Source organism: Krasilnikovia sp. MM14-A1259, from assembly GCF_047159535.1.
GTDB lineage: Bacteria > Actinomycetota > Actinomycetes > Mycobacteriales > Micromonosporaceae > Actinoplanes.
Genome location: NZ_BAAGAJ010000002.1, coordinates 3924053 through 3943875 on the forward strand (window position 1 = coordinate 3924053; position 19823 = coordinate 3943875).

The window sequence follows — 19823 nt, forward strand, 5'->3', positions numbered from 1 at the left end:
GGAACCGACGGCACAGATATCACTACCAGGAGTCAAGTTCCCCGGAACACGGCCCCAGCGACTTTCACAAAGGGGGTGGGAACCGGCAAGATAGCGGAGTTGGTCCCCGGCCCTATATCCCCCTCGGTGGCAATCTCAGTGACTCAGATTCCGACGTGGAGCGGTGGTGACACCACTCCGACCAGCGGACGCGCAGCCCCGGGCACGCTCATCGGCGGGCGCTACACCTTGCGCGCCGCGGTCGGCCATGGCGGCATGGGCACGGTCTGGCGCGCGGCCGACACGCTGCTACGCCGCGACGTGGCCATCAAGGAGGTCGTGCTCCCGCCCGGTCTGGCCCCGAGCGACCGGGACTCGATGTTCGAGCGGACGATGCGCGAGGCCCGCGCCGCGGCGGCGCTGCAGCATCCCGCAGTCGTACAGGTGTATGACGTCGTCCACGAGAACGACCGGCCGTGGATCGTCATGGAGCTGCTGGACGCGCGCAGCCTCGCCGACATGGTCATCGAGGACGGCCCGGTCGCCCCGCGCGTGGTGGCCAAGATCGGCATCGCCCTGCTGGGCGCGCTGGAGGTCGCCCACGCCCACGGCGTGCTGCACCGCGACGTGAAGCCGGCCAACGTACTGATCTGCGCCGACGGCCGGTGCGTGCTCACCGACTTCGGCGTGGCCCGGATGCCGACCGACGTGCAGCTCACCACGCCTGGCATGGTGCTGGGCTCGCCGCACTTCATCTCCCCCGAGCGCGCGATGGGCCACGACTTCGGCCCGCCGAGCGACCTGTTCTCGCTCGGCGTGACGCTGTACACCGCGGTCGAGGGCCGGCCGCCGTTCGACAAGGGCGACCCGATCGAGACCATGCACGCCGTGGTCGAGGACCCGCCGGCCCCGACGGAGCGGGCCGGTTCGCTGACCGGCGTGCTGATGGGCCTGCTGGAGAAGGACCCGGCCCGCCGTTTCGACGTGCAGACCGCCCGTACGATGCTGCGCCAGCAGCTGGCCGGCCCGCTGGCCAGCAAGTCCCCGCCGCACCTCATGACGGACCCGTACTCGGTGGTGCCGGCCCAGCGGCCGGACCCGGCGGCGACCCAGGCGGTGCCGCCTCCCGAGGCGAAGCCCAGCGGCGGGATCGGCGGGCGGGCCATGCTCGCCCCGGGCGAGTCGCTCAGCGGGCATCTCGCCAAGCTGCGCCAGGGCGGTGGGCGGCGACGTGCCCCCGAGCCCGAGCCGACCACGGCGACCCCGGTCGCCGGCGCGCCCACCGGGGCGTACCCGGCGCCGGGCCGCGACGGCGACCGGACCACGGTCATCCCGCCCGGCGGGGACAGCGAGCGGACCAGCATGCTGCCCCCGGGCGGCAGTCAGGCCGACCCGACCGGCGTGATCCCGCCGCGCCGCTCGTGGGACGGCGCGCGGGCAGCTCGTGACCCGATGCCCGGCACGGTCGTGGTGAGCCCGGGTGCCCGGCGCCGGGCCGTCCTGGCCGCTGCGTCGGAGACGGTGCGGCTGGGCGCGCAGCGGGCCGTCACCACCGTCCGGGGCTGGCCCCGCAACATGCAGATCGCCGCGGCGGGCGGCCTGGCGGTCGTGCTGGTGCTGGCCCTGGTGCTGGTGTTCACCGGCGGCAACGACACCCGGCAGCGCAACCAGCAGCAGGCGGCCGCGCAGCCGGTGCAGGCGTCGTTCGAGACCCAGGAGCACCGCGGCAAGGGTGTGACGGTGAAGGTCCCCAAGACGTGGCTCCGCAGCGCCTCCGGGGTCTGGGTGGACTACGTCGACCCGCAGGACAGCAAGCGCAAGGTCCGCATCCTGGTCGAGAAGGGCGACGCCGACCCGCGCCGGTTCGCCGAGAAGATCGCCGAGCACACGCTGCAGACCTCGAAGAACTGCCCCGACCCGTACAGCCGGCTCAGCGTGTCCGACGTCGAGGTGGCCGGGCAGGCGGGCGCGCAGCTGGAGTACACGTGCGGCAAGGGCGACGAGATGCGGCATGGGATCTGGCAGGAGACCACCCGCGACGGGAAGATGTACTCGTTCTACCTGACCTCGTCGGACGCCAAGTTCGCGGAGAGCAAGCCCATCTTCGAGGAGATGACGCGGACCTTCGCGTTCCAGAACGCCTGAGGCGTGCTATCCACTGAGCATGGCTTCTGACGATCTTCGCGCCCGGGCTGAGGCCTGGCTTGCTGACGACCCCGACCCCGCCACCCGCGCCGAACTGACCGCACTGCTGGAGCGCCTGCCCGGCAGCGCCGCGGAGCTGGCCGACCGGTTCGCCGGGCCACTCACGTTCGGCACGGCCGGGTTGCGGGGCCAGTTGCGCGCCGGACCCAACGGGATGAACCTCGCGGTGGTCACGCGCGCCGCGGCCGGGCTGGTCGGCTGGCTCGCCGCCCAGGGCGGCCCGGGCCCGCTGGTGATCGGGTACGACGCCCGCTACGGCTCCCGCGAGTTCGCGGAGCAGACCGCGCGGGTCGCCACCGGCGCGGGCCGGGACGCGCTGGTCCTGCCCCGCCCCCTGCCCACCCCCGTGCTGGCCTGGGCGGTACGCGACCTCGGCGCGGTGGCCGGGGTGATGGTCACGGCCAGCCACAACCCGCCCCAGGACAACGGCTACAAGGTGTACCTGGGCGCGGCGCTGGGCGGCCCGGCCGGGGCGGGCGCGCAGATCGTGCCCCCGGCCGACGTGCAGATCGAGGCCGCCATCCAGGCCGTCGGGCCGCTGGCCGACGTGCCGCTCGGCGAGCCCGGCACGGTGCTGACCGAGGCGGTCGTGCAGGGGTACGTGGACAGCGCCGCCGCGGTGCTGGACCCCGGCCCCCGCGATCTGACGGTCGCGTACACGCCGCTGCACGGGGTCGGCGGGGCGGTGCTGGCCGCCGCGTTCACCCGGGCCGGGTTCCCCGCCCCGGCCGTGGTCGCCGCGCAGGCGGAGCCGGACCCGCAGTTCCCCACGGTCGCGTTCCCCAACCCGGAGGAGCCCGGGGCGATGGACCGGCTGCTCGCGCTCGCCTCCGCCACCGGCGCGGACCTCGCGATCGCCAACGACCCGGACGCGGACCGCTGCGCGGTCGCCGTGCCCGGCCCGGATGGCACGTGGCGTGCGCTGCGCGGCGACGAGCTTGGCGCCCTGCTCGCCGACCACCTCCAGCGCCACCACGTCCCCGGCACGTACGCGACCACGATCGTGTCGTCGTCGCTGCTGCGCGCGATGTGCGCGGCCCGCGGCGTGCCGTACGCGCAGACCCTCACCGGCTTCAAGTGGATCGTCCGCGGAGCCGAGGACCTCGCGTACGGCTACGAGGAGGCGCTCGGGTACTGCGTGGCGCCGGGGCACGTGCGCGACAAGGACGGCATCACGGCTGCGCTACGGGTGGCGGAGCTGGCCGCCGCGCTCAAGGCACAGGGCCGGACCCTGTCCGACCGGCTGGACGAGCTGGCCGCCGAGTTCGGGGTGTACGCCACCGACCAGCTCTCCGTCCGGGTCGACGATCTGGCGGAGATCGGCCGGGCGATGACCCAGGTACGGGAGAAGCCCCCCGTGACCCTGCTGGGCGCCGACCTGACCGAGGTCGAGGACCGGCTGCCCGCGGCGGACGTGCTGACGTTCCGGACCGCGGCGGCGCGCGTGGTGATCCGGCCGTCGGGGACCGAACCGAAGCTCAAGGCGTACCTGGAGGTGGTGGAGCCGGTCGGCGACGGCGACGTGGCCGCGGCCCGGACCCGCGCGGCCGCCGCCCTGACCGAGCTGCGCGCCGAGACCGCGGCCGCGCTCGGCCTGGGCTGAGCGCCCGGCTCAGAGGGCCTTGGGGGTGCCGAGGGCGGCGGTGATCGCCCGGCCCAGCGTGGCGACGACGAGCGCGACGCTGGGCCGCACGATCGAGTCCTCCAGGTTCACCCCGCCGGAGAAGCCCGCCCCGCTGGCGATCGCCTCCAGCCGCTGGTGTGCGCGCGCCGCCTCGTCGGCCGGCAGCCGCAGCGCCGGCTCCATCCGGGTGGCGATGAGCAGTGTGGCCAGCGCGGCGGTGCGCTCGTCCGGCACCGCGTCACTCATCAGCGCGTTGGCCAGCCGGCCCCGGATCTCCGCCTCGTACGCGGGGTCGGTGGTCGGGTACCGGTGCACGTGGATGACCCCGAGCTGGGTCTCGTCGACGTCCCGCACGACCCCCCGCGCCACCAGGTCGTCGAGGACCCGGGCGCGCAGGCCGTGCCGCAGCCGCTGCACCCACTGCGCCGGGGTGTGCGGCTCGTCGGCCGCCGCCTTCGCCAGCACGGCGTCCTCGATCGGGTCGTTCACCGGCGTCGGGTCGACGACCTTCAAGTAGCCGTCGACGTACGCGATTCGCCCCTTCAGCGCCAGATCGACCAGCACGGCCGCGGCCATGCCGAGGTCGAGCCCGATACGCGAGCCGGTCGCCTTCCCGGTCTCGTCGTCGTACGCGAGAAGGAGCAGTTCCTCGGCGAGCGCGATGGAGGTCATGACATGGAACGATAGTGGCCGCCGTCATGCCCGTCGGGCAGGAGGTGGGGTCACTTTGCCTTGACGCCCTTGGACTCCGGCCACTGGCCGCCGGCGAAGACGTTCGCCCAGCTGTCGCTGATGTGACCGATGTCGATGGCCCACCGGCCCATCCGGGACAGCAACGCCGCGAGCAGCGTGCCGGTGGGGCCCAGCGAGATGAGGTAGAGCTGGTCCGGGTCCTCCTTCTCCAGCTCCTGCATCAGCCGCGGCAGGTCCGCGTAAGCGTTCACCGGGGTGGAATGGACGAATCGGCTCGACTTGACGTTGTCGAACAGCGCCGGCTCCAGCGTGAACCGGGAGTTCTCCCCGGTCACGATGCAGATCTCCCGGCTGTCCCAGACGTTGCGCCACAGCTCGACGCCGCGGTTGCCGGTGCGCTGGAAGAACACCGGCCGGGAGACGTGGCTGTTGCCGTACGAGATCGAGGTGTCGAGCAGGGGCCGCACCTCGGACCAGATGTCCAGCCAGACCCCGGACCAGTGCACGTTGCGGTACGGGTACGGGAAGCCGAGCATCAGCCGGTCGGAGTCGTACCCGTCGAGCGTGAGCACCGCCCGCAGGTCCGCGGCGAGTTCGGCCGACCAGGGCTGGAAGCGCAGGTTGAACTCCGGCCGCAGCATCGTGGTGAACTCGCCGTCGCCGAAACGGGCGAAGCTGACCCGCTCGGCGGCGATCTTCTCCAGCGTCTGCTCGAAGCCGAGCTGGTGCTCGTCGGTGAAGCGGGCGACGTCCGTGAGCACGTCGGCCGCGATCACCTTCCGGAAGTTCTCGAAGTACTTGCGCTGCTCCTGCAACTCCCAGCGGATGTCCTTGAGCACCTTCAGGGTGGCGTCGTCCGCGCCTTTGGCCGTCGCGGCGGCACCCGACGCGTCACCCGCGCCCGGCCGCACATACCGACGGATCGACTGCCGCGCCCTACGCCACACCGGATGGCCCTCCAGAGTTCCCGAATTCGTTGTCGTGCATGGTAAGCGCGGGTCAGCGTTTCTGAGCCTTCGCCCAGTTCTGGGGCAGCGCGCCGACGTCGATCGCCCAGCGGCCCGTGCGGGCCAGCCCGGCGGTCACCAGCGGAGCTGCCGGGCCGAGCGCCACCAGGTATAGCCGATCGGGGTCCTGGTCGGCCAGTTCCTTCATCAGGCGCGGCAGGTCCGCGTACGCGTCGGTGCTGGTGGACAGGACCGTGTGGTGCGAGCGCACCCCGTCGAACAGGCCCGCCTCCCACACGAAACGGGACTTCTCCCCGGTCACCACGCACACGTCCCGGTCCGCCCAGATGTCGCGCCACAACCGGGTGCCCTGCTCTCCCAGGCGCTGGAACATCAGCGGCCGGGTCACGTGGGTCGTCCCGAACACCAAGTCCGGGTCGAGCAGCGGCCGCAGCTCCGGCCAGAGGTCCAGCCAGACCCCGGTCCACTGCAGGTTCCGGTACGGGTGCGGAAAGCCCAGCAGCAGGCGCTCGCGGTCGTGGCCGTGCATGGTCAGCAGCTCGCGCAGATCGCCGGCGAGCCCCGCGGACCACGGCTGCCCGCCGGTCTCCGTGTCGGGCCGCAGCATCAGCTTGAGCTCGGCGTCGCCGAAGCGGGCGAAGCTGATCCGGTCCGCGGCGACCCGCTCCAGCGTGGCGGCGAGGCCGAGCTGCTGCGCCTCCGTGAACGCGCGCAGCTCCGCGAACACGTCGCGGGCGACCACGTGCCGGAACGCTTCCAGGTACTTGCGCTGCTCGCGCAGCTCCCACCGGATGTCAGTGAGGATCTTGCGGGTGGCCTCGCCCTCGGCGTTGACCACGGCCGCCACGCGACGCGCCTGGCCGGGCGCCGGCGCGGCGGCCCGCCAGCGGCGCAGCACCCGGTCCACCCTGCTCAAGATCCACTACCGCCCGCCTGGAGCATCTGGTCGACCAGCCGCGTGGCGGCGGAGCCGTCGTCCAGGTCGCAGGCCCGGGCCGCGAACGCCTTGTACCGGTCGGCGTACTCGGCACTCACCGTGTCCACGTCGCGAATCGCCGCGACCACCTCGTCCGACGTGCTGAGCAGCGGCCCGGGGGCTTCGGCCTCGAAGTCGAAGTAGAAGCCGCGGAGCTGGTCGCGGTAGTGCGCCAGGTCGTACGTGAAGAACAGCATCGGGCGGCCGGTGTTCGCGAAGTCGAACATCACCGACGAGTAGTCCGTGATCAGCACGTCCGTGATCGCGAGCAGATCGGCCATGTCCGGGTAGGTCGACAGGTCCCAGACGAACCCGTTGCCCGCCCCGCGGATCTCGTCGACGATGTTCGGGTGCCGTCGGACCAGCAGCACGTGGTCCTCGCCGAGCTTCGCCTGTGCGGCCTCCAGGTCGAGCTGCATCGTGATCCGGTACCCACCGGCGTCGTAGAACTCGTCGTCGCGCCAGGTCGGCGCGTACAGCACGACCTTCTTGCCGGGCGGCAGCCCGATCCGCTCCCGGATCGCGGGGCCCACCTTCGACCGGTCGGCGAACAGGATGTCGTTGCGCGGGTACCCGATCTCCAGCATCTGGCCGGGGAACTTGAAGGCGCGCTGCAGGATCGGCGTGCTGAACCGGTTGGGCGAGACCAGGTGGCTCCAGTTGCGCGCCTCCTCCTCCAGCTTGTCGAAGTACAGCGGGTCCGCGAACTGCGGGTCCTCGATGTCGAAGCCGATCCGCTTCAGCGGGGTGCCGTGCCACGTCTGCACCACGACCTGGCCCTCGCGGCGGCGGAACCAGTGCGGCAGGTGCTGATTGGTGACGATGTAGCGGGAGGTGGCGAGCGCTTCGTACCACTCCCGGCGCCACAGCCCGATCTCACGCGCGCCCGCCGGGACCGCCGCCTGGCCGTCGCCGACCACCCACGCGTGCTCCAGCGGCAGGCCGCGGGCGACCAGTTCCTCGTGTACGGCCCGGGGGCTGTCCGAGTACTGCCGGCCGGTGAAGCTGTTGTAGAGCACCGCGTCCCGAAGCGGCTGCTTCCGGTACGCCGGGTACAGGGTCTCCCGGCTGTGCGCACCCCAGTGCTTGCCGCGTTCGTTGTCCGCCAGCGCGCTGCGGGCGCGTACGACGGCACGTTCGTCGCCGAGCCATTCCAGCGTCACCCGCCGCGGGTCGGACGGCAGGGGCAGGGGCAGCGGGACCAGGGCCGCCGCGCTCAACGGCAGCTGCAGGATCGGGCCGTTGCCGACGCGGCACAGCAGGTTCCACGTACCGGCGCGCAGCCGTACGGTCTCGCCGAACCGGGGGACGTGCAGCGGGTCGAACTCGGCCTGCCACGTGTCGCCCGTGATCTCGACCGGCCAGGACCGGGTCTCGCGCGCCGACGCCGTACGCAGGACCAGCTTGAGGTCGGCCCACTCCCCGGCCGTGCCGCTGCCGGGCGGCAGCGTGCCGGTCACCCGGTAGGTCTGCGCGCCGGTGGTGATCGAGGTGATCTGCGGCCCGTACGGCAGCGCGCTGAGCACCGGGTGCCCGGCGTTGTCCGCGTGCAGGTTGACCACCCGCGCACCGAGGAACATCGGCGCCCAGGCGAAGTCGTCGCGCACCGCGAGCCGGATGGGGCGGGTGTGTTCGTCGCCCGGCGCCAGCTCGACGGTCCAGCGGTCACCCGACTCGCCGACCAGCAGCGGCCGGTCCGCGGTATCGCCGTCCTGCAGGTCCTCCACCGGGATACGGAACGTGAACCGGTCCCCGGTGATGTGCACCGGGTAGCTGCGCCAGGCGACCCCGGAGATGCGCGACAGCCGGGCGGTCACCGGGTGGGGGCCACGGCCGGTCAGCTCGCCGCGGATCTCGATTGCGCCGTCCGCGAGGACGCCGCCCTCCAGCCAGGCACCGATGTGCTCGACCTGCAGCTTCACCCGGCGGTCGATGACCATCGGGGTGATCCGGACGTCCTTGTCGACGTACGAGCTGGTGAACCGGACCGGGTTGGCTCGCTGGCCCAGCTCGAACGAGCCCTGGCTCTTCTGGCCGAGGCCGACCACGCCCATGACCAGCGACCACGTGCCGTCGCGCCACTCGCCGTCCGCGCCGCGCAACAGCGCCGGGTCGATCTCCGCGGTGAAGCCGGACCAGTCGTACGAGACCCCCGGGGCACCGAAGTCCGCGGTGGCGTCCGGGCACCGGCGGTTGACCAGCGGGATTCGGCGGCTCTGGTGCCCGCCCGGCCCCTTGAGCCAGATCATCCGCGTGGTGGTCCACGGGCGGGCCGCGGGCTGCCCGGGGATGAACGCGTGGCCGCGCAGCCGCAGCTTTCCGTCGTGCCAGGTGGCCTCGTGCAGCCTCGTACGCGGGCGCGGGGTGCCCGCGGCGAACAGTACCCGCGGCAGCTCGGGCAGATTGTCGTCGAGGAACATGAGGTCGTGGTACCGGCGCAGGCCGCGCCGCACGATGCGGTGCCGCGACCGGATGGTCGGCACGATCTCCACCAGCTCGTCGATCTTGTGTTTGCGGACCAGCATCCACAGCACTCGCTGGCCGGCGGGCAGCTCGTCGAGGACCTCGGTGTCGACCGTGTTGAGGAACGCGTTGCACTTCTCGATGAAGATCTGCCGGTAGGCGTCGTCGACCTTCGGCAGTTCCCGCATGAACAGCATCAGATCGCCGGTGAGGGCGGACGCGTCGTACAGCTTCTTGATCTTGTGCTCGCCGTGCTCGGCCAGGAACTTGCTGACGTGCGAGACGCCCGCGATCCGGTCGATGAAGCCCTTGACCTCATCGCGACGCTGCGTGATCGACTTGTTCGCGCCCTCCCGCTCGCGCCAGTAGTAGACCGCCACGTCGACGACGTCGACCGACTTGGCCAGGATGTGCGCGGGCACGATGACCGGGGTGTCCTCGTACAGGACGCCCTCGGGAAAGCTCAGCTTGTGCTTGTCCCAGAAGGTGCGCCGGAAGATCTTGTTCCAGGCGGTCCGGTCGTCCAGCAGGGCGGGCCGCTTGTGTACGTGGGTCTTCAGCGCGGTGGTGGCGAACGCGGTCGTGTGCAGGCCGGACTGGTGCACGCCGCGGCTGGTCAGCCGCATGACGTTGCCGGTGGCGAAGTCGGAACCCGTCTCGGCGAGCGAGGCCATCAGCACCTCGGTCGCGTACAGCGGCAGGACGTCGTCGCTGTCGACGAACATCAGGAACTCGCCGACGGCGTGCTCGGCACCGGTGTTGCGGGCCGCGCCGAGGCCCGCGTTCGCCTTCGTCACCAGGCGGAACCGGGGGTCCCGGTCCGCCCATCGCGCCGCGATCTCACCGCTCTCGTCGGTCGACCCGTCGTCGACCATGATCACCTCAAGATCGCGGTAATACTGCATGGCGATCGAATCGAGACATTCATCAAGATAAAGGGCAACGTTGTAGACGGGTACGACGACGCTCAGTGAGGGGTTCTGGTCCGGCACGCCGCGAAGTGTATGACGGTCACCGTCATGATCCCCACGGAGTAGGCGAAACCGTGTGCATGTTCGCCGGTACGGCACCCTAGGCTCGGGGGGTGCAGGCCGTTCTCGCCACGCTGGGCTACGTACTCTCCGCCGACCGCCGTCACGTGCTCATGATCCGCCGGGACGCCCGCCCGGACGACATCCACTTCGGCTACCACAACGGCCTGGGCGGCAAGCTGGAGCCGGACGAGGACGTGACCGGCGGGATGCGCCGGGAGATCCGCGAGGAGGCGGGGCTCGACTGCCTCCGGCTGGACTTCGCCGGCACGATCTCCTGGCCGGGCTTCGGCCGCGCGGGGCAGAACTGGTTCGGCTTCCTGTTCCGCATACCCGCCTGGACCGGCACCCCGCTGACTGCCAACCCCGAAGGCAGCCTGCACTGGGTGGCGGTCGCCGACATGCTGGCCGGCCGGGTGCCCATGTGGGAATCCGACCGGCACTTCCTGCCGCTGGTGTTCGCGGCCGAGCCGCGCCCGTTCCACGGGGTCATGCCGTTCCGCGACGGCCGGGCGGTGTCCTGGTCGTACAGCGAGATCTGAGGGCGGCCGTCCTCAGAAGCGGGGCATGCCGCCGAACTGGCGGTCGCCCGCGTCGCCCAGGCCGGGCACGATGAACATCTTCTCGTTCAGCCCCTCGTCCACGGCCGCGGTGACGACCCGCAACGGCAGCCCCGAGCTTTCCAGCCGGGCGATGCCCTCGGGGGCGGCCAGCACGCAGCAGATCGTGATGTCGGTGCAGCCGCGGTCGACCAGCAGCTGACAGCAGTGCACCAGCGAGCCGCCGGTCGCCACCATCGGGTCCAGCACCAGGACCGGCAGGCCGCTGAGGTCGCCCGGCAGCGACTCCATGTACGCCCGCGGCTCGAACGTGTGCTCGTCGCGGGCCAGCCCGACGAAGCCCATGTGCGACCCGGGCAGCAGGCCCAGCGCCGCCTCGGTCATGCCCAGCCCGGCCCGCAGCACCGGCACGATCAGCGGCGGGTTGGCGAGCCGGGTGCCCAGCGCCGGGGCGACCGGGGTGGTCACGGGGAACCGCTCGATCTCGAACGTGCGGGCGGCCTCGTAGACCAGCATGCTGGCGAGTTCGCGCAGCGCGGCGCGGAAGGCGCCCGAGTCGGTTGCCGCGTCGCGCATGGCGGTCAGGCGGGACTGGGCCAGAGGATGATCAACAACGAGTACGTCCACGCGGTCAACCTATCGGCAAAGGTCAGGCAGCACGCGACGGCATCCCAAGATCCATTGTCGGACCCACGCGTAGACTGACCGCATGACTGCGACAGTGACGTCGGGGCTGCCCGGCGTTTCCGGTCCCGCGGCGACCCCGACGGCACCGGCGTTCAATCTCAGGTCGTTCCTGCACGGCCTGCCGGGCGTCGACAAGGTCGGGCTCGAGGCGCGTGCCGCGACCCTGAGCACCCGGTCGATCAAGACCACGGCCAAGGCCCAGGCCATCGATCTGGCGATCCGGATGGTCGACCTGACGACCCTGGAGGGTGCCGACACCCCGGGCAAGGTGCGCGCACTGTCCGCCAAGGCGCTGCGCCCCGACCCGGCGGACCCGACCTGCCCCCAGGTCGCCGCGGTCTGCGTCTACCCGGCGATGGTGCCGTTCGCCGCCGAGGTGCTGGCCGGCTCCGGCGTGCACCTGGCCAGCGTGGCCACCGCGTTCCCGTCCGGCCAGGCCCCGCTGGAGGTCAAGCTCGCCGACACCCGCGACGCGGTCGAGGCCGGTGCCGACGAGATCGACATGGTGATCAGCCGGGGCGCGTTCCTGGCGGGCCACTACGACGACGTGTTCGCGGAGATCGTCGCTGTCAAGCAGGCGTGCGGCCCCGCCCACCTCAAGGTCATCCTGGAGACCGGCGAACTGGGGACGTACGACAACGTCCGGCGGGCGTCCTGGCTCGCGATGCACGCCGGGGCGGACTTCATCAAGACCTCCACGGGCAAGGTGCCGGTCGCGGCCACCCTGCCGGTCACCCTGATCATGCTGGAGGCGGTCCGCGACTTCCGCGAGCAGACCGGCCGCCAGGTCGGTGTGAAACCGGCCGGCGGCATCAAGACCACCAAGGACGCGATCAAGTACCTGGTCATGGTCAACGAAACCGCGGGCACCGACTGGCTCGACCCGGACTGGTTCCGCTTCGGCGCCTCCTCGCTGCTCAACGATCTGCTGATGCAGCGCACCAAGCTCACCTCCGGCCACTACGCCGGCCCGGACTACTTCACGCTGGACTGAGCCCATGACCCTTTTCGAGTACGCTCCGGCGCCCGAGTCCCGGTCGATCGTCGACCTCGCGCCCTCCTACGGCCTGTTCATCGACGGCTCCTTCGACCCGCCGTCCGCCGACGGCGGCGTCTTCAAGACGGTCAACCCGGCCTCCGAGGAGGTGCTGGCCGAGGTGTCCAGCGCCGGCCCGCAGGACGTCGACCGGGCCGTCGCCGCCGCCCGCCGCGCGTTCGGCCCCTGGTCGGCGCTGCCCGGCGCGGAGCGCGCCAAGTACCTGTTCCGGATCGCCCGCATAATCCAGGAGCGCTCGCGCGAGCTCGCGGTGCTGGAGTCGCTGGACAACGGCAAGCCGATCCGCGAGTCCCGCGACGTCGACCTGCCGCTGGTCGCCGCGCACTTCTTCTACTACGCGGGCTGGGCCGACAAGCTGCGCCATGCAGGCCTGGGCCCCGACCCCCGCCCGCTCGGGGTCGCCGCCCAGGTCATCCCGTGGAACTTTCCGCTGCTCATGCTCGCGTGGAAGATCGCGCCCGCCCTGGCCTGCGGCAACACCGTGGTGCTCAAGCCCGCCGAGACCACCCCGCTGTCCGCGCTGTTCTTCGCGGACGTCTGCCGCCAGGCCGAGCTTCCCCCGGGCGTGGTGAACATCCTCACCGGCGCGGGCGACACCGGCCGGCTGCTGGTCGAGCACCCGGGCGTGGACAAGGTGGCGTTCACCGGCTCCACCGAGGTCGGCCGCCAGATCGCCCGCGCGGTCGCGGGCACCCGCAAGCGGCTCACGCTGGAGCTGGGCGGCAAGGCGGCCAACATCGTCTTCGACGACGCCCCGATCGACCAGGCCGTCGAGGGCATCGTCAACGGCATCTTCTTCAACCAGGGCCACGTCTGCTGCGCCGGGTCGCGGCTGCTGGTCCAGGAGTCCGTGTACGACGAGGTGCTGACCGCCCTCAAGCGCCGCATGGCGACCCTGCGCGTGGGCGACCCGCTCGACAAGAACACCGACATCGGCGCCATCAACTCCGCGGCCCAGCTGGAGCGCATCCGCGCGCTGTCCGAGGTGGGCGACGCAGAAGGGGCACAGCGCTGGTCCCCCGCCTGCGAGCTGCCGGAGCACGGCTACTGGTTCGCCCCCACCATCTTCACCGGGGTGACCCAGGCGCACCGGATCGCCCGGGAGGAGATCTTCGGCCCGGTGCTGTCCGTGCTCACCTTCCGTACCCCCGCGGAGGCCATCGAGAAGGCGAACAACACGCCGTTCGGGCTGTCCGCCGGGGTGTGGACCGAGAAGGGCTCGCGCATCCTCGCCGTCGCCGACAAGCTGCGCGCCGGCGTGGTGTGGGCCAACACGTTCAACAAGTTCGATCCGACGTCGCCGTTCGGCGGCTACAAGGAATCCGGCTACGGCCGGGAGGGCGGCCGGCACGGCCTGGAGGCGTACCTTGGCTAAGTCATCGGCCACCAAGCACAAGCACTCCGACACCGAGACCGCCGCGCCCGCGACGCGTACGCGGCTCACCGTCCGCAAGACCTACAAGCTCTACGTCGGTGGCGCATTCCCGCGCAGCGAGTCAGGACGGACGTATCTGGTGGACGGCGACAACGTGGCCCTCGCCTCCCGCAAGGACGTTCGCGACGCGGTGGTTGCGGCGCGCGCGGCCCAGCCGAAGTGGGCGGCGGCGACCGCGTACAACCGGGGGCAGATCCTCTACCGCGCCGCGGAGATGCTGGAGGGCCGTCGGACCGAGTTCGTCTCCCTGGGCGTCTCCGCCACCGAGGTGGACGCCGCGATCGACCGCCTGGTCTGGTATGCGGGCTGGTCCGACAAGATCGCCCAGGTGGTGGGCGGCGCCAACCCGGTGGCCGGGCCGTACTTCAACCTGTCCGCGCCGGAGCCCACGGGCGTGGTCGGCATCGTCGCCCCGGCCTCGCTGCTCGGGCTCGTCAGCGTCGTCGCCCCGGCGATCGTCACGGGCAACTCGACGGTCGTGCTGGCCCCCGGCCCGCAGGTCGCCATCACGCTCGCCGAGGTGCTGGCCACGTCGGACCTGCCCGGCGGCGTGGTGAACGTCCTCACCGGTCACCCGGCCGAGACCGCGCCGTGGCTCGCCTCCCACGACGACGTCAATGCGCTGGTCCTGACCGGGGTTTCCGATCCGGCGCTCGCCGCCGACCTGGAGCGCGCGGCCGCGGAGAACCTCAAGCGGGTCGTGCGCCCGCCGGCGGACCCGACCGACTTCACCGGAGACCCCGGGATCGAGGCCATGACCGCGCTGCTGGAGACGAAGACGGTCTGGCACCCGAAGGGCTTCTGACCCGGCGGGCGGGGGACCACCACGCGCGCCCAGGGACGCCCACTAGGGTGTGTGCGCAGAGTCACCCGCTGCTAGACGTGCCCGCTCAGCCGAAACCTGATCCCGGAGGTCACCGTGGCCCGCCAGTCGCCGAACCGGCCCGAGGCCGATGAGCCCCTGGGCGACCAGCCCGCCGACGGCACCGAGCCCGTCGACGAGTCGGCCGCCGACAGCTCCGCGCCCGCCGACGAGCCCACCGACGAGTCGTCCGCCGACGACACCGACGACACCGGCGAGTCCCCGGCCGCCACGGCCGGCACCGCGGATCGCGCGCTGTGGGACGAGACGCAGCTGTCCCCGGTGGAGATCGCCCTACCGGCCGGCGTCGGCTACACGTTGCGGGCGTTCCGGACGGCGGGTGGCATCACGCCGACCGAGCTGGCCACGGACGACGACGACCCGTTCGAGGAGCGCCGCCGGGCGGCCGAGGCTGCCGCCACCGAGGACGAAGAGGTCATCGTCGACGAGGAGTTCGCGGCCCTGCTCGCCGAGGGCGACGCGAAGGACGCGAAGGCGGGGGACGAGGAGGAGGCCGAGGAGCCCGATCCGGCCGACTTCGCCGACGACGCGGACGAGGCGGCGGACAAGGCGGCCGACGAGGAAGTGCCCGTCTTCCTCAGCCACAAGGGCCGGCTGCTGCTGTTCAAGAGCCCAGAGTCCCTGGTGTCCTTCATCCGTTCGGGTGCACCCCATGATCTTGCCCAGGTGGACACCTGGACGACGGTCGCCGAGCGGGTACAGTCGTCCGACGTCGACCCGCTGCCGGAGGACCGCTACGAGCTGGACCTCGTCGTCGAGAACCTGCGTGGCGGTCACGACACCTGGGACCTGCCGCTGCTGATCGCCGCGGGCGAGGCCGCCCGGGATCTGGGGTACGCGCTCCGGCTCAAGCCGGTGATCCTGGCACTGTCGCCGGGTTCGCCGCTCGACGACCTGGACGAGTCCCTGCGCAAGGCCGAAAGCGGCGGTATGGGCGGGTATTTCGGGCGTCGGAAGCTCCGGAAAATCGGGGCACAGCAGGCAAGCCTCGGTTGGCGCTCGATAATAGGCAAGATCTCTGCCGCCGTGGACTGGCGCGAGTGACCCCTCACCAGGGACCATCAGTCCTTGGCACACGACAGCAGTCCCGGGGAGGAGGACGACGCCGTGGCGCTCGTGCGCGTGTACTGCGGTCTGGCGTCGGCTGATGAATCGGTGCGTTCGGCCTCCGCCGTGGCGCAGCTGACCATCGCCGTAGTCGACGACGCGGGGCGACTGCTCGAAGTGCGCGAGCTCAGCGACGACCCGACCGGGTATGCCCGGCTCGGTGCGCTGCTCGTGGAGCGGACCAGCGGCTTCGCCGACGCCGCGGTCGCTGCCGACAGCGACGACCACATGATCACCTCGCTGCTCACCGCTGCCGGGCGCCCGCTGGTCGTGGCCGACGACGACTCCGCCGACGACTACGCGGACCGGTTCTCCGACGACGACTCCCCAGAGGAGCTCGCCGCGCCGCAGGCCGCCCGCCGGGCCGTGGGCCTGGCCCGGGCGTTGCAGGCCGGCGCGATCGCCGCGGTCAACCTGCCCGCCCCCCGCGAACTGGTCAGCTACAAGCCCGTACTGGCCGCGCACGTCGCGCTGCTCAACGGCCGCCACGCGGCCGCCGTCGCGCTGCGCGAGGTGCTGCGCGAGCTGTACCCGGCCGCGCTGCGGGCATATCCCGACCCCGCGCACCCGCTCGCCCTGGCCGTCCTGGACGCGCTGCCCGAGCCGGGACGTCTGACCGCGGGCACCGACGCGGAGCACACCGCCGAGGCCGTCGCCGCGGAGCTGATCCGGGCCGGCGCCGGCACCGAGGACCAGGTCGCCGCGGCCGTGACCGCGCTGGTCGTGGCGATCAGCGAGTCGCCGCGCCGCGGTGGGGTCAACAAGTCGCTCGCCCCGGCCGCCGCGGACGCGGTGCGCCAGGCCATCGGCGCGGTCCGCTCCTGCGACGCCGCCTGCGAGTCCCTGGTCGGCACGCTGGCCGCCCGGGTGACCCCGCAGGCCGCCACCCCCGCTGCCCGGGCGCCGCGCCGCTCGGCGGGCCGCCGAGCCGGTCGTCACCCCGCTGCAGTCGGTGCGCCCCACCGCGGCCGGGCGGGTCGGCCGGCGTACCAGGCCCGAGCCGGCGGCCGAGAACGCCCCGGTCACGCCGCGCCCGCTGACCACCCCGCCGGTGGCCCCCGACCCGATCGCTCCGCCGCCCCTGGCGCCCCGCCCGGTCACCCCGCCGCCGGCGGCCCCGGCCGCCTCCCTGCCGTCCCGGACCCCGGGCAACCGGCCCGTCTCCGTGCCGCCGCCCCCGCCCGGGATGACGCCGATCATGCCGGGCTCGCGTGGCCCGGTCGCGCCCGCCGATTCGGGCCAGCCGTTCCGGCCGACCCTGACCAATGCTGCGCTCAGCAGCGCCCGCGCCGAGCGGCAGCGCACGGTGATCCCGCCGCGCGCCACCACCCGCCCACCGGCCCCCGCCGCAACGAACGGCGCGACCAACGGCACGGCGAACGGCGCGACGGACTACACGCTGCCCCTGCCCGCGCCCCGGCCGGAGAGTCCCGACCCGGGCTCCCGGGCCAACTGGCCGCTGGTCAACGGCGACGACCGCCCGGCCGTCACGCCGACGTCCGGCGTGACGGCCGAGGGCCGGGTCCGCCCGCCGTGGCAGTCCGACGACCTGCCCGCGGAGCCACCGGCGCTGCGCCTGGTCGAGCCCGCGCTCGGCCGGACCGACGGTGGCCTCGGCGACCTGCCGGGTGGCTCGGAGCCCCCCTCGTTGCGTCTGGTGGACGGCGAAACGGCCGAGCGCATCGGCCGTAACGGACGGCCGTCGCGCCGGACCAGCCCGGGCGTCACGCTCACCGCGCTCGACCGCAGCTCCACCCCGCCCGTGCCCGCGGAGAACGACGGCGACCTGCTGATCTTCGCGGCTGCGCGGTCCGCGTGGTTCACCGGCCACAGTGAGGCCACGAGCACCGACCTGGACTGGACCAACCCGGCGGACACCGGCTGGCAGGCGGCCGAGAAGGCGGCCAGCCCCGCCGTGGCGACGATGACGGCGGCCGGCCTGCCCAAGCGGGATCCGCAGAAGAACCTGGTCCCCGGCTCTCCGCTGCGCGACGAGCGGCCACTGCGCATCGTGCGCGACCCGGCCAGCATCGCCGCGCACACCACCGGCTACTTCCGCGGCTGGCGTCGCGGCCAGGAGATCGGCGGGTACGCGATCGGCGGACGTCCGGGCCGCGAGTCGGCGGGCGGATGGGACTTCACCCGCGACGGCCAGAGCGAGGCGTACGGCAACAACGCCGGTTACCGCAGCAGCTGACGTCTCGTCAGGCTTCCTGCTCGCTCAGCCACCGCTCGTGGGCGGTGCTCAGGCGTCGCCACAGCGCGCCGCGCTCGGCCGGGGTGACGTCGTCCAGGGTCAGCCCGAAGACGTCCGCCAGCGCGGCGAAATAGTCGCCGGGGTCATCCAGAACGGTCCGGGTGTCGGCATCCCCGACCCGGGTCAGCACCAGTCCCCGCAGCACGTCCGCCCCGGACGAGTCGCGCCGCTGGACGGTGGCCACCCGGACGAATCCGGACTCCGGTGACGTGGACAGGTGTGCGTGCTTCGCGGCGAAGGCCGCCATCGGGGTGGCGGCCGCACGGAAGTCCATGCCCAGGAACGAGCCGCGCGGGTCGTGGTCGAACCGCCACCCGCCCGGCTCGGCCACCGACGGGCGTAGCCCGTACCGGAAAGGCCCCTGCCGGTGGTCTCCCGCCGTCAGCGGAACGGGCTCGTGCAGACCGTCGCCCATGCCGAGGTCGACGAGCCACCGCCCGCCCGGGGCGGCGGGCGACGGCAGGCCGGACACCGTGAGAACGAGATGGTTCGCGCTGGCGCCGGCCGGAACCTCCGCGGTGCCCTGCACCCCGCCGACGTGCCGGGTCACCCGGTAGCCCAAGGCGTCCAGCAGCGCGGAGAAGGCCCCGTTGAGGTGGTAGCAGTAGCCGCCACGGCCCTGCACGATGCGCAGAGCCGACTCGGCCGGGTCGATCGAGGTGGGTCGGCCGAGCCAGATCTCCAAGCACTCGTACGGCACCCGCTCGGCGTGCGCCCGGTGCAGTGCGTGCAGAGACTCCACGCTGGGGTCGTGCCCCGCCAGGTGGGCAAGGCGCAGCCGCCGCAGATAGCCGGAGACGTCGATGGGATCAGGCATCCGCCCACCCTATCGAACATGCGTACGGTCGAGAGCAGCAGGAAACCCCGCTCCGGCCGCGGAGCGGGGTTTCCTCGCGAACGTCAGGCCGGGGCGACCGCGCGTGAGCGGCGCATCGTCAGGACGTACTCGACCAGCGAGATGAGCACGTTCTTGGTCGACTCACGGTTACGGGCGTCGCAGCTCACGACCGGGACCTCGCTGGAGATCGCCAGCGCGTCCCGCACGTCCTGGGCGTTGTGGTACTGCATCCCGTCGAAGCAGTTGATCGCCACGAGGTACGGCAGCCGCCGGTGCTCGAAGAAGTCGATCGCCGCGAAGCAGTCGGCGAGGCGACGGGTGTCGACCATGACGACCGCGCCGATGGCGCCGCGGACCAGTTCGTCCCACATGAACCAGAAACGCGTCTGGCCCGGCGTGCCGAACAGGTACAGGATCAGATCGCGATCGATGCTGATCCGGCCGAAGTCCATGGCCACCGTGGTCGTCGTCTTCCCCGGCACCTGCCGGTTGTCGTCGACACCCACACCGGCGGAAGTCATGATCGCCTCGGTGGTCAGCGGGGTGATCTCTGAGACCGAACCCACCAGCGTCGTCTTGCCGACGCCAAACCCGCCGGCGATGACGATCTTCGCCGACGTAACGCGTCCGGCGGCTTGCCGGCGCGACATGTCAGAGCCTGCGAAGTCCACTCAGCACCCTTTCCAGCAGTTCCGTGCCCACCGCATCGGTCTCATCCTCCAGCGACGTCGGCTCGTACACCGCGACCAGGCCATCGGAGGCCATGTCCGCAACGAGTACCCGAGCCACACCGAGCGGCAGCTGCATGCGCGCGGCGATCTCGGCCAGCGACTGAACCCTGCCGCCGTCACACATCGCCGCGATGTACTGATGCTCGCTGCCCTGCCCGCCCCTGCCCGTTCCGGCGGAACGACCACGGACGGTTGTTTCGACCAGCGCTTCCAGCGCAATCTCAAGCTTCGGCCGGGTTCGGCCACGGGTCACGGCGTACGGTCTGACCAGTGCGCCGGTCGGCTCATCGCGTTCGGGCATCGTCACCGTTCACCCCATCCCTAGGCCC

General features: G+C 72.2%; 15 protein-coding genes and 1 pseudogene. 8 read left to right on the top strand and 8 right to left on the bottom strand.

Going from position 1 to position 19823, the window contains the following annotated elements:
* Positions 1 to 138: 138 nt before the first annotated feature.
* On the top strand, positions 139 to 2124 hold the full coding sequence (locus tag ACMCNK_RS17595) for a protein kinase domain-containing protein (RefSeq protein WP_412737496.1): 1986 nt from the start codon (positions 139 to 141) through the stop codon (positions 2122 to 2124).
* Positions 2125 to 2143: 19 nt separating this feature from the next.
* Positions 2144 to 3787: a phospho-sugar mutase gene (locus ACMCNK_RS17600; RefSeq protein ID WP_412737497.1), complete on the top strand. Its 1644-nt coding sequence runs from the start codon at positions 2144 to 2146 to the stop codon at positions 3785 to 3787.
* Positions 3788 to 3796: 9 nt separating this feature from the next.
* Here the strand turns inward: ACMCNK_RS17600 and ACMCNK_RS17605 are convergent, their stop codons facing one another.
* From ACMCNK_RS17605 to ACMCNK_RS17620, 4 genes are read right to left on the bottom strand one after another with little or no spacing between them, the layout of a single operon-like run.
* Positions 3797 to 4480: a GOLPH3/VPS74 family protein gene (locus ACMCNK_RS17605; protein WP_412737498.1), complete on the bottom strand. Its 684-nt coding sequence runs from the start codon at positions 4478 to 4480 to the stop codon at positions 3797 to 3799.
* Between the two features lie 50 nt (positions 4481 to 4530).
* Positions 4531 to 5448: a GT-D fold domain-containing glycosyltransferase gene (locus ACMCNK_RS17610; RefSeq protein WP_412737499.1), complete on the bottom strand. Its 918-nt coding sequence runs from the start codon at positions 5446 to 5448 to the stop codon at positions 4531 to 4533.
* Positions 5449 to 5500: 52 nt separating this feature from the next.
* Positions 5501 to 6376 (bottom strand): GT-D fold domain-containing glycosyltransferase, encoded by an 876-nt coding sequence (locus ACMCNK_RS17615; RefSeq protein WP_412740893.1) that lies wholly within the window; start codon positions 6374 to 6376, stop codon positions 5501 to 5503.
* A 5-nt stretch (positions 6377 to 6381) separates the two neighbouring features.
* Positions 6382 to 9900, bottom strand: coding sequence for a CDP-glycerol glycerophosphotransferase family protein (locus tag ACMCNK_RS17620; protein ID WP_412737500.1), 3519 nt, complete (start codon positions 9898 to 9900; stop codon positions 6382 to 6384).
* A 92-nt stretch (positions 9901 to 9992) separates the two neighbouring features.
* On the opposite strand from ACMCNK_RS17620, the gene ACMCNK_RS17625 reads away from it, so the two are divergent.
* Positions 9993 to 10481: an NUDIX hydrolase gene (locus tag ACMCNK_RS17625; RefSeq protein ID WP_412737501.1), complete on the top strand. Its 489-nt coding sequence runs from the start codon at positions 9993 to 9995 to the stop codon at positions 10479 to 10481.
* Between the two features lie 12 nt (positions 10482 to 10493).
* Here the strand turns inward: ACMCNK_RS17625 and upp are convergent, their stop codons facing one another.
* Positions 10494 to 11126 (bottom strand): uracil phosphoribosyltransferase, encoded by a 633-nt coding sequence (gene upp / locus ACMCNK_RS17630; RefSeq protein ID WP_412737502.1) that lies wholly within the window; start codon positions 11124 to 11126, stop codon positions 10494 to 10496.
* A gap of 82 nt (positions 11127 to 11208) precedes the next feature.
* On the opposite strand from upp, the gene deoC reads away from it, so the two are divergent.
* The 5 genes and pseudogenes from deoC to ACMCNK_RS17655 all read left to right on the top strand — a co-directional run bounded on the left by deoC (position 11209) and on the right by ACMCNK_RS17655 (position 17865).
* Positions 11209 to 12180 (top strand): deoxyribose-phosphate aldolase, encoded by a 972-nt coding sequence (gene deoC, locus ACMCNK_RS17635; RefSeq protein WP_412737503.1) that lies wholly within the window; start codon positions 11209 to 11211, stop codon positions 12178 to 12180.
* A 4-nt stretch (positions 12181 to 12184) separates the two neighbouring features.
* On the top strand, positions 12185 to 13618 hold the full coding sequence (locus ACMCNK_RS17640) for an aldehyde dehydrogenase family protein (RefSeq protein ID WP_412737504.1): 1434 nt from the start codon (positions 12185 to 12187) through the stop codon (positions 13616 to 13618).
* Positions 13611 to 14483: an aldehyde dehydrogenase family protein gene (locus ACMCNK_RS17645; RefSeq protein WP_412737505.1), complete on the top strand. Its 873-nt coding sequence runs from the start codon at positions 13611 to 13613 to the stop codon at positions 14481 to 14483. The genes ACMCNK_RS17640 and ACMCNK_RS17645 overlap by 8 nt, the downstream gene beginning before the upstream one ends.
* Before the next feature lie 114 nt (positions 14484 to 14597).
* On the top strand, positions 14598 to 15605 hold the full coding sequence (locus ACMCNK_RS17650; RefSeq protein WP_412737506.1) for a DNA primase: 1008 nt from the start codon (positions 14598 to 14600) through the stop codon (positions 15603 to 15605).
* Positions 15606 to 15629: 24 nt separating this feature from the next.
* Positions 15630 to 17865, top strand: a pseudogene (locus tag ACMCNK_RS17655) (transposase).
* A 7-nt stretch (positions 17866 to 17872) separates the two neighbouring features.
* Here the strand turns inward: ACMCNK_RS17655 and ACMCNK_RS17660 are convergent.
* The 3 genes from ACMCNK_RS17660 to ACMCNK_RS17670 all read right to left on the bottom strand — a co-directional run bounded on the left by ACMCNK_RS17660 (position 17873) and on the right by ACMCNK_RS17670 (position 19795).
* Positions 17873 to 18742, bottom strand: coding sequence for an arylamine N-acetyltransferase family protein (locus ACMCNK_RS17660; protein WP_412737507.1), 870 nt, complete (start codon positions 18740 to 18742; stop codon positions 17873 to 17875).
* 83 nt (positions 18743 to 18825) lie between these two features.
* Entirely contained in the window at positions 18826 to 19413 is a 588-nt protein-coding gene (locus ACMCNK_RS17665) for a GTP-binding protein (RefSeq protein WP_130509238.1), read from the bottom strand.
* Position 19414: 1 nt separating this feature from the next.
* Positions 19415 to 19795, bottom strand: a complete 381-nt coding sequence (locus tag ACMCNK_RS17670; RefSeq protein ID WP_412740894.1) for a DUF742 domain-containing protein — start codon at positions 19793 to 19795, stop codon at positions 19415 to 19417.
* Positions 19796 to 19823: the final 28 nt, after the last annotated feature.

Excerpts from the sequence above, each read along its gene's own strand:
- ACMCNK_RS17600 (WP_412737497.1), top strand. The coding sequence starts at position 2,144 with ATGGCTTCTGACGATCTTCGCGCCCGGGCTGAGGCCTGGCTTGCTGAC.
- ACMCNK_RS17605 (WP_412737498.1), bottom strand. The coding sequence starts at position 4,480 with ATGACCTCCATCGCGCTCGCCGAGGAACTGCTCCTTCTCGCGTACGAC.
- deoC (WP_412737503.1), top strand. The coding sequence starts at position 11,209 with ATGACTGCGACAGTGACGTCGGGGCTGCCCGGCGTTTCCGGTCCCGCG.
- ACMCNK_RS17640 (WP_412737504.1), top strand. The coding sequence starts at position 12,185 with ATGACCCTTTTCGAGTACGCTCCGGCGCCCGAGTCCCGGTCGATCGTC.
- ACMCNK_RS17660 (WP_412737507.1), bottom strand. The coding sequence starts at position 18,742 with ATGCCTGATCCCATCGACGTCTCCGGCTATCTGCGGCGGCTGCGCCTT.
- ACMCNK_RS17665 (WP_130509238.1), bottom strand. The coding sequence starts at position 19,413 with ATGTCGCGCCGGCAAGCCGCCGGACGCGTTACGTCGGCGAAGATCGTC.
- ACMCNK_RS17670 (WP_412740894.1), bottom strand. The coding sequence starts at position 19,795 with ATGCCCGAACGCGATGAGCCGACCGGCGCACTGGTCAGACCGTACGCC.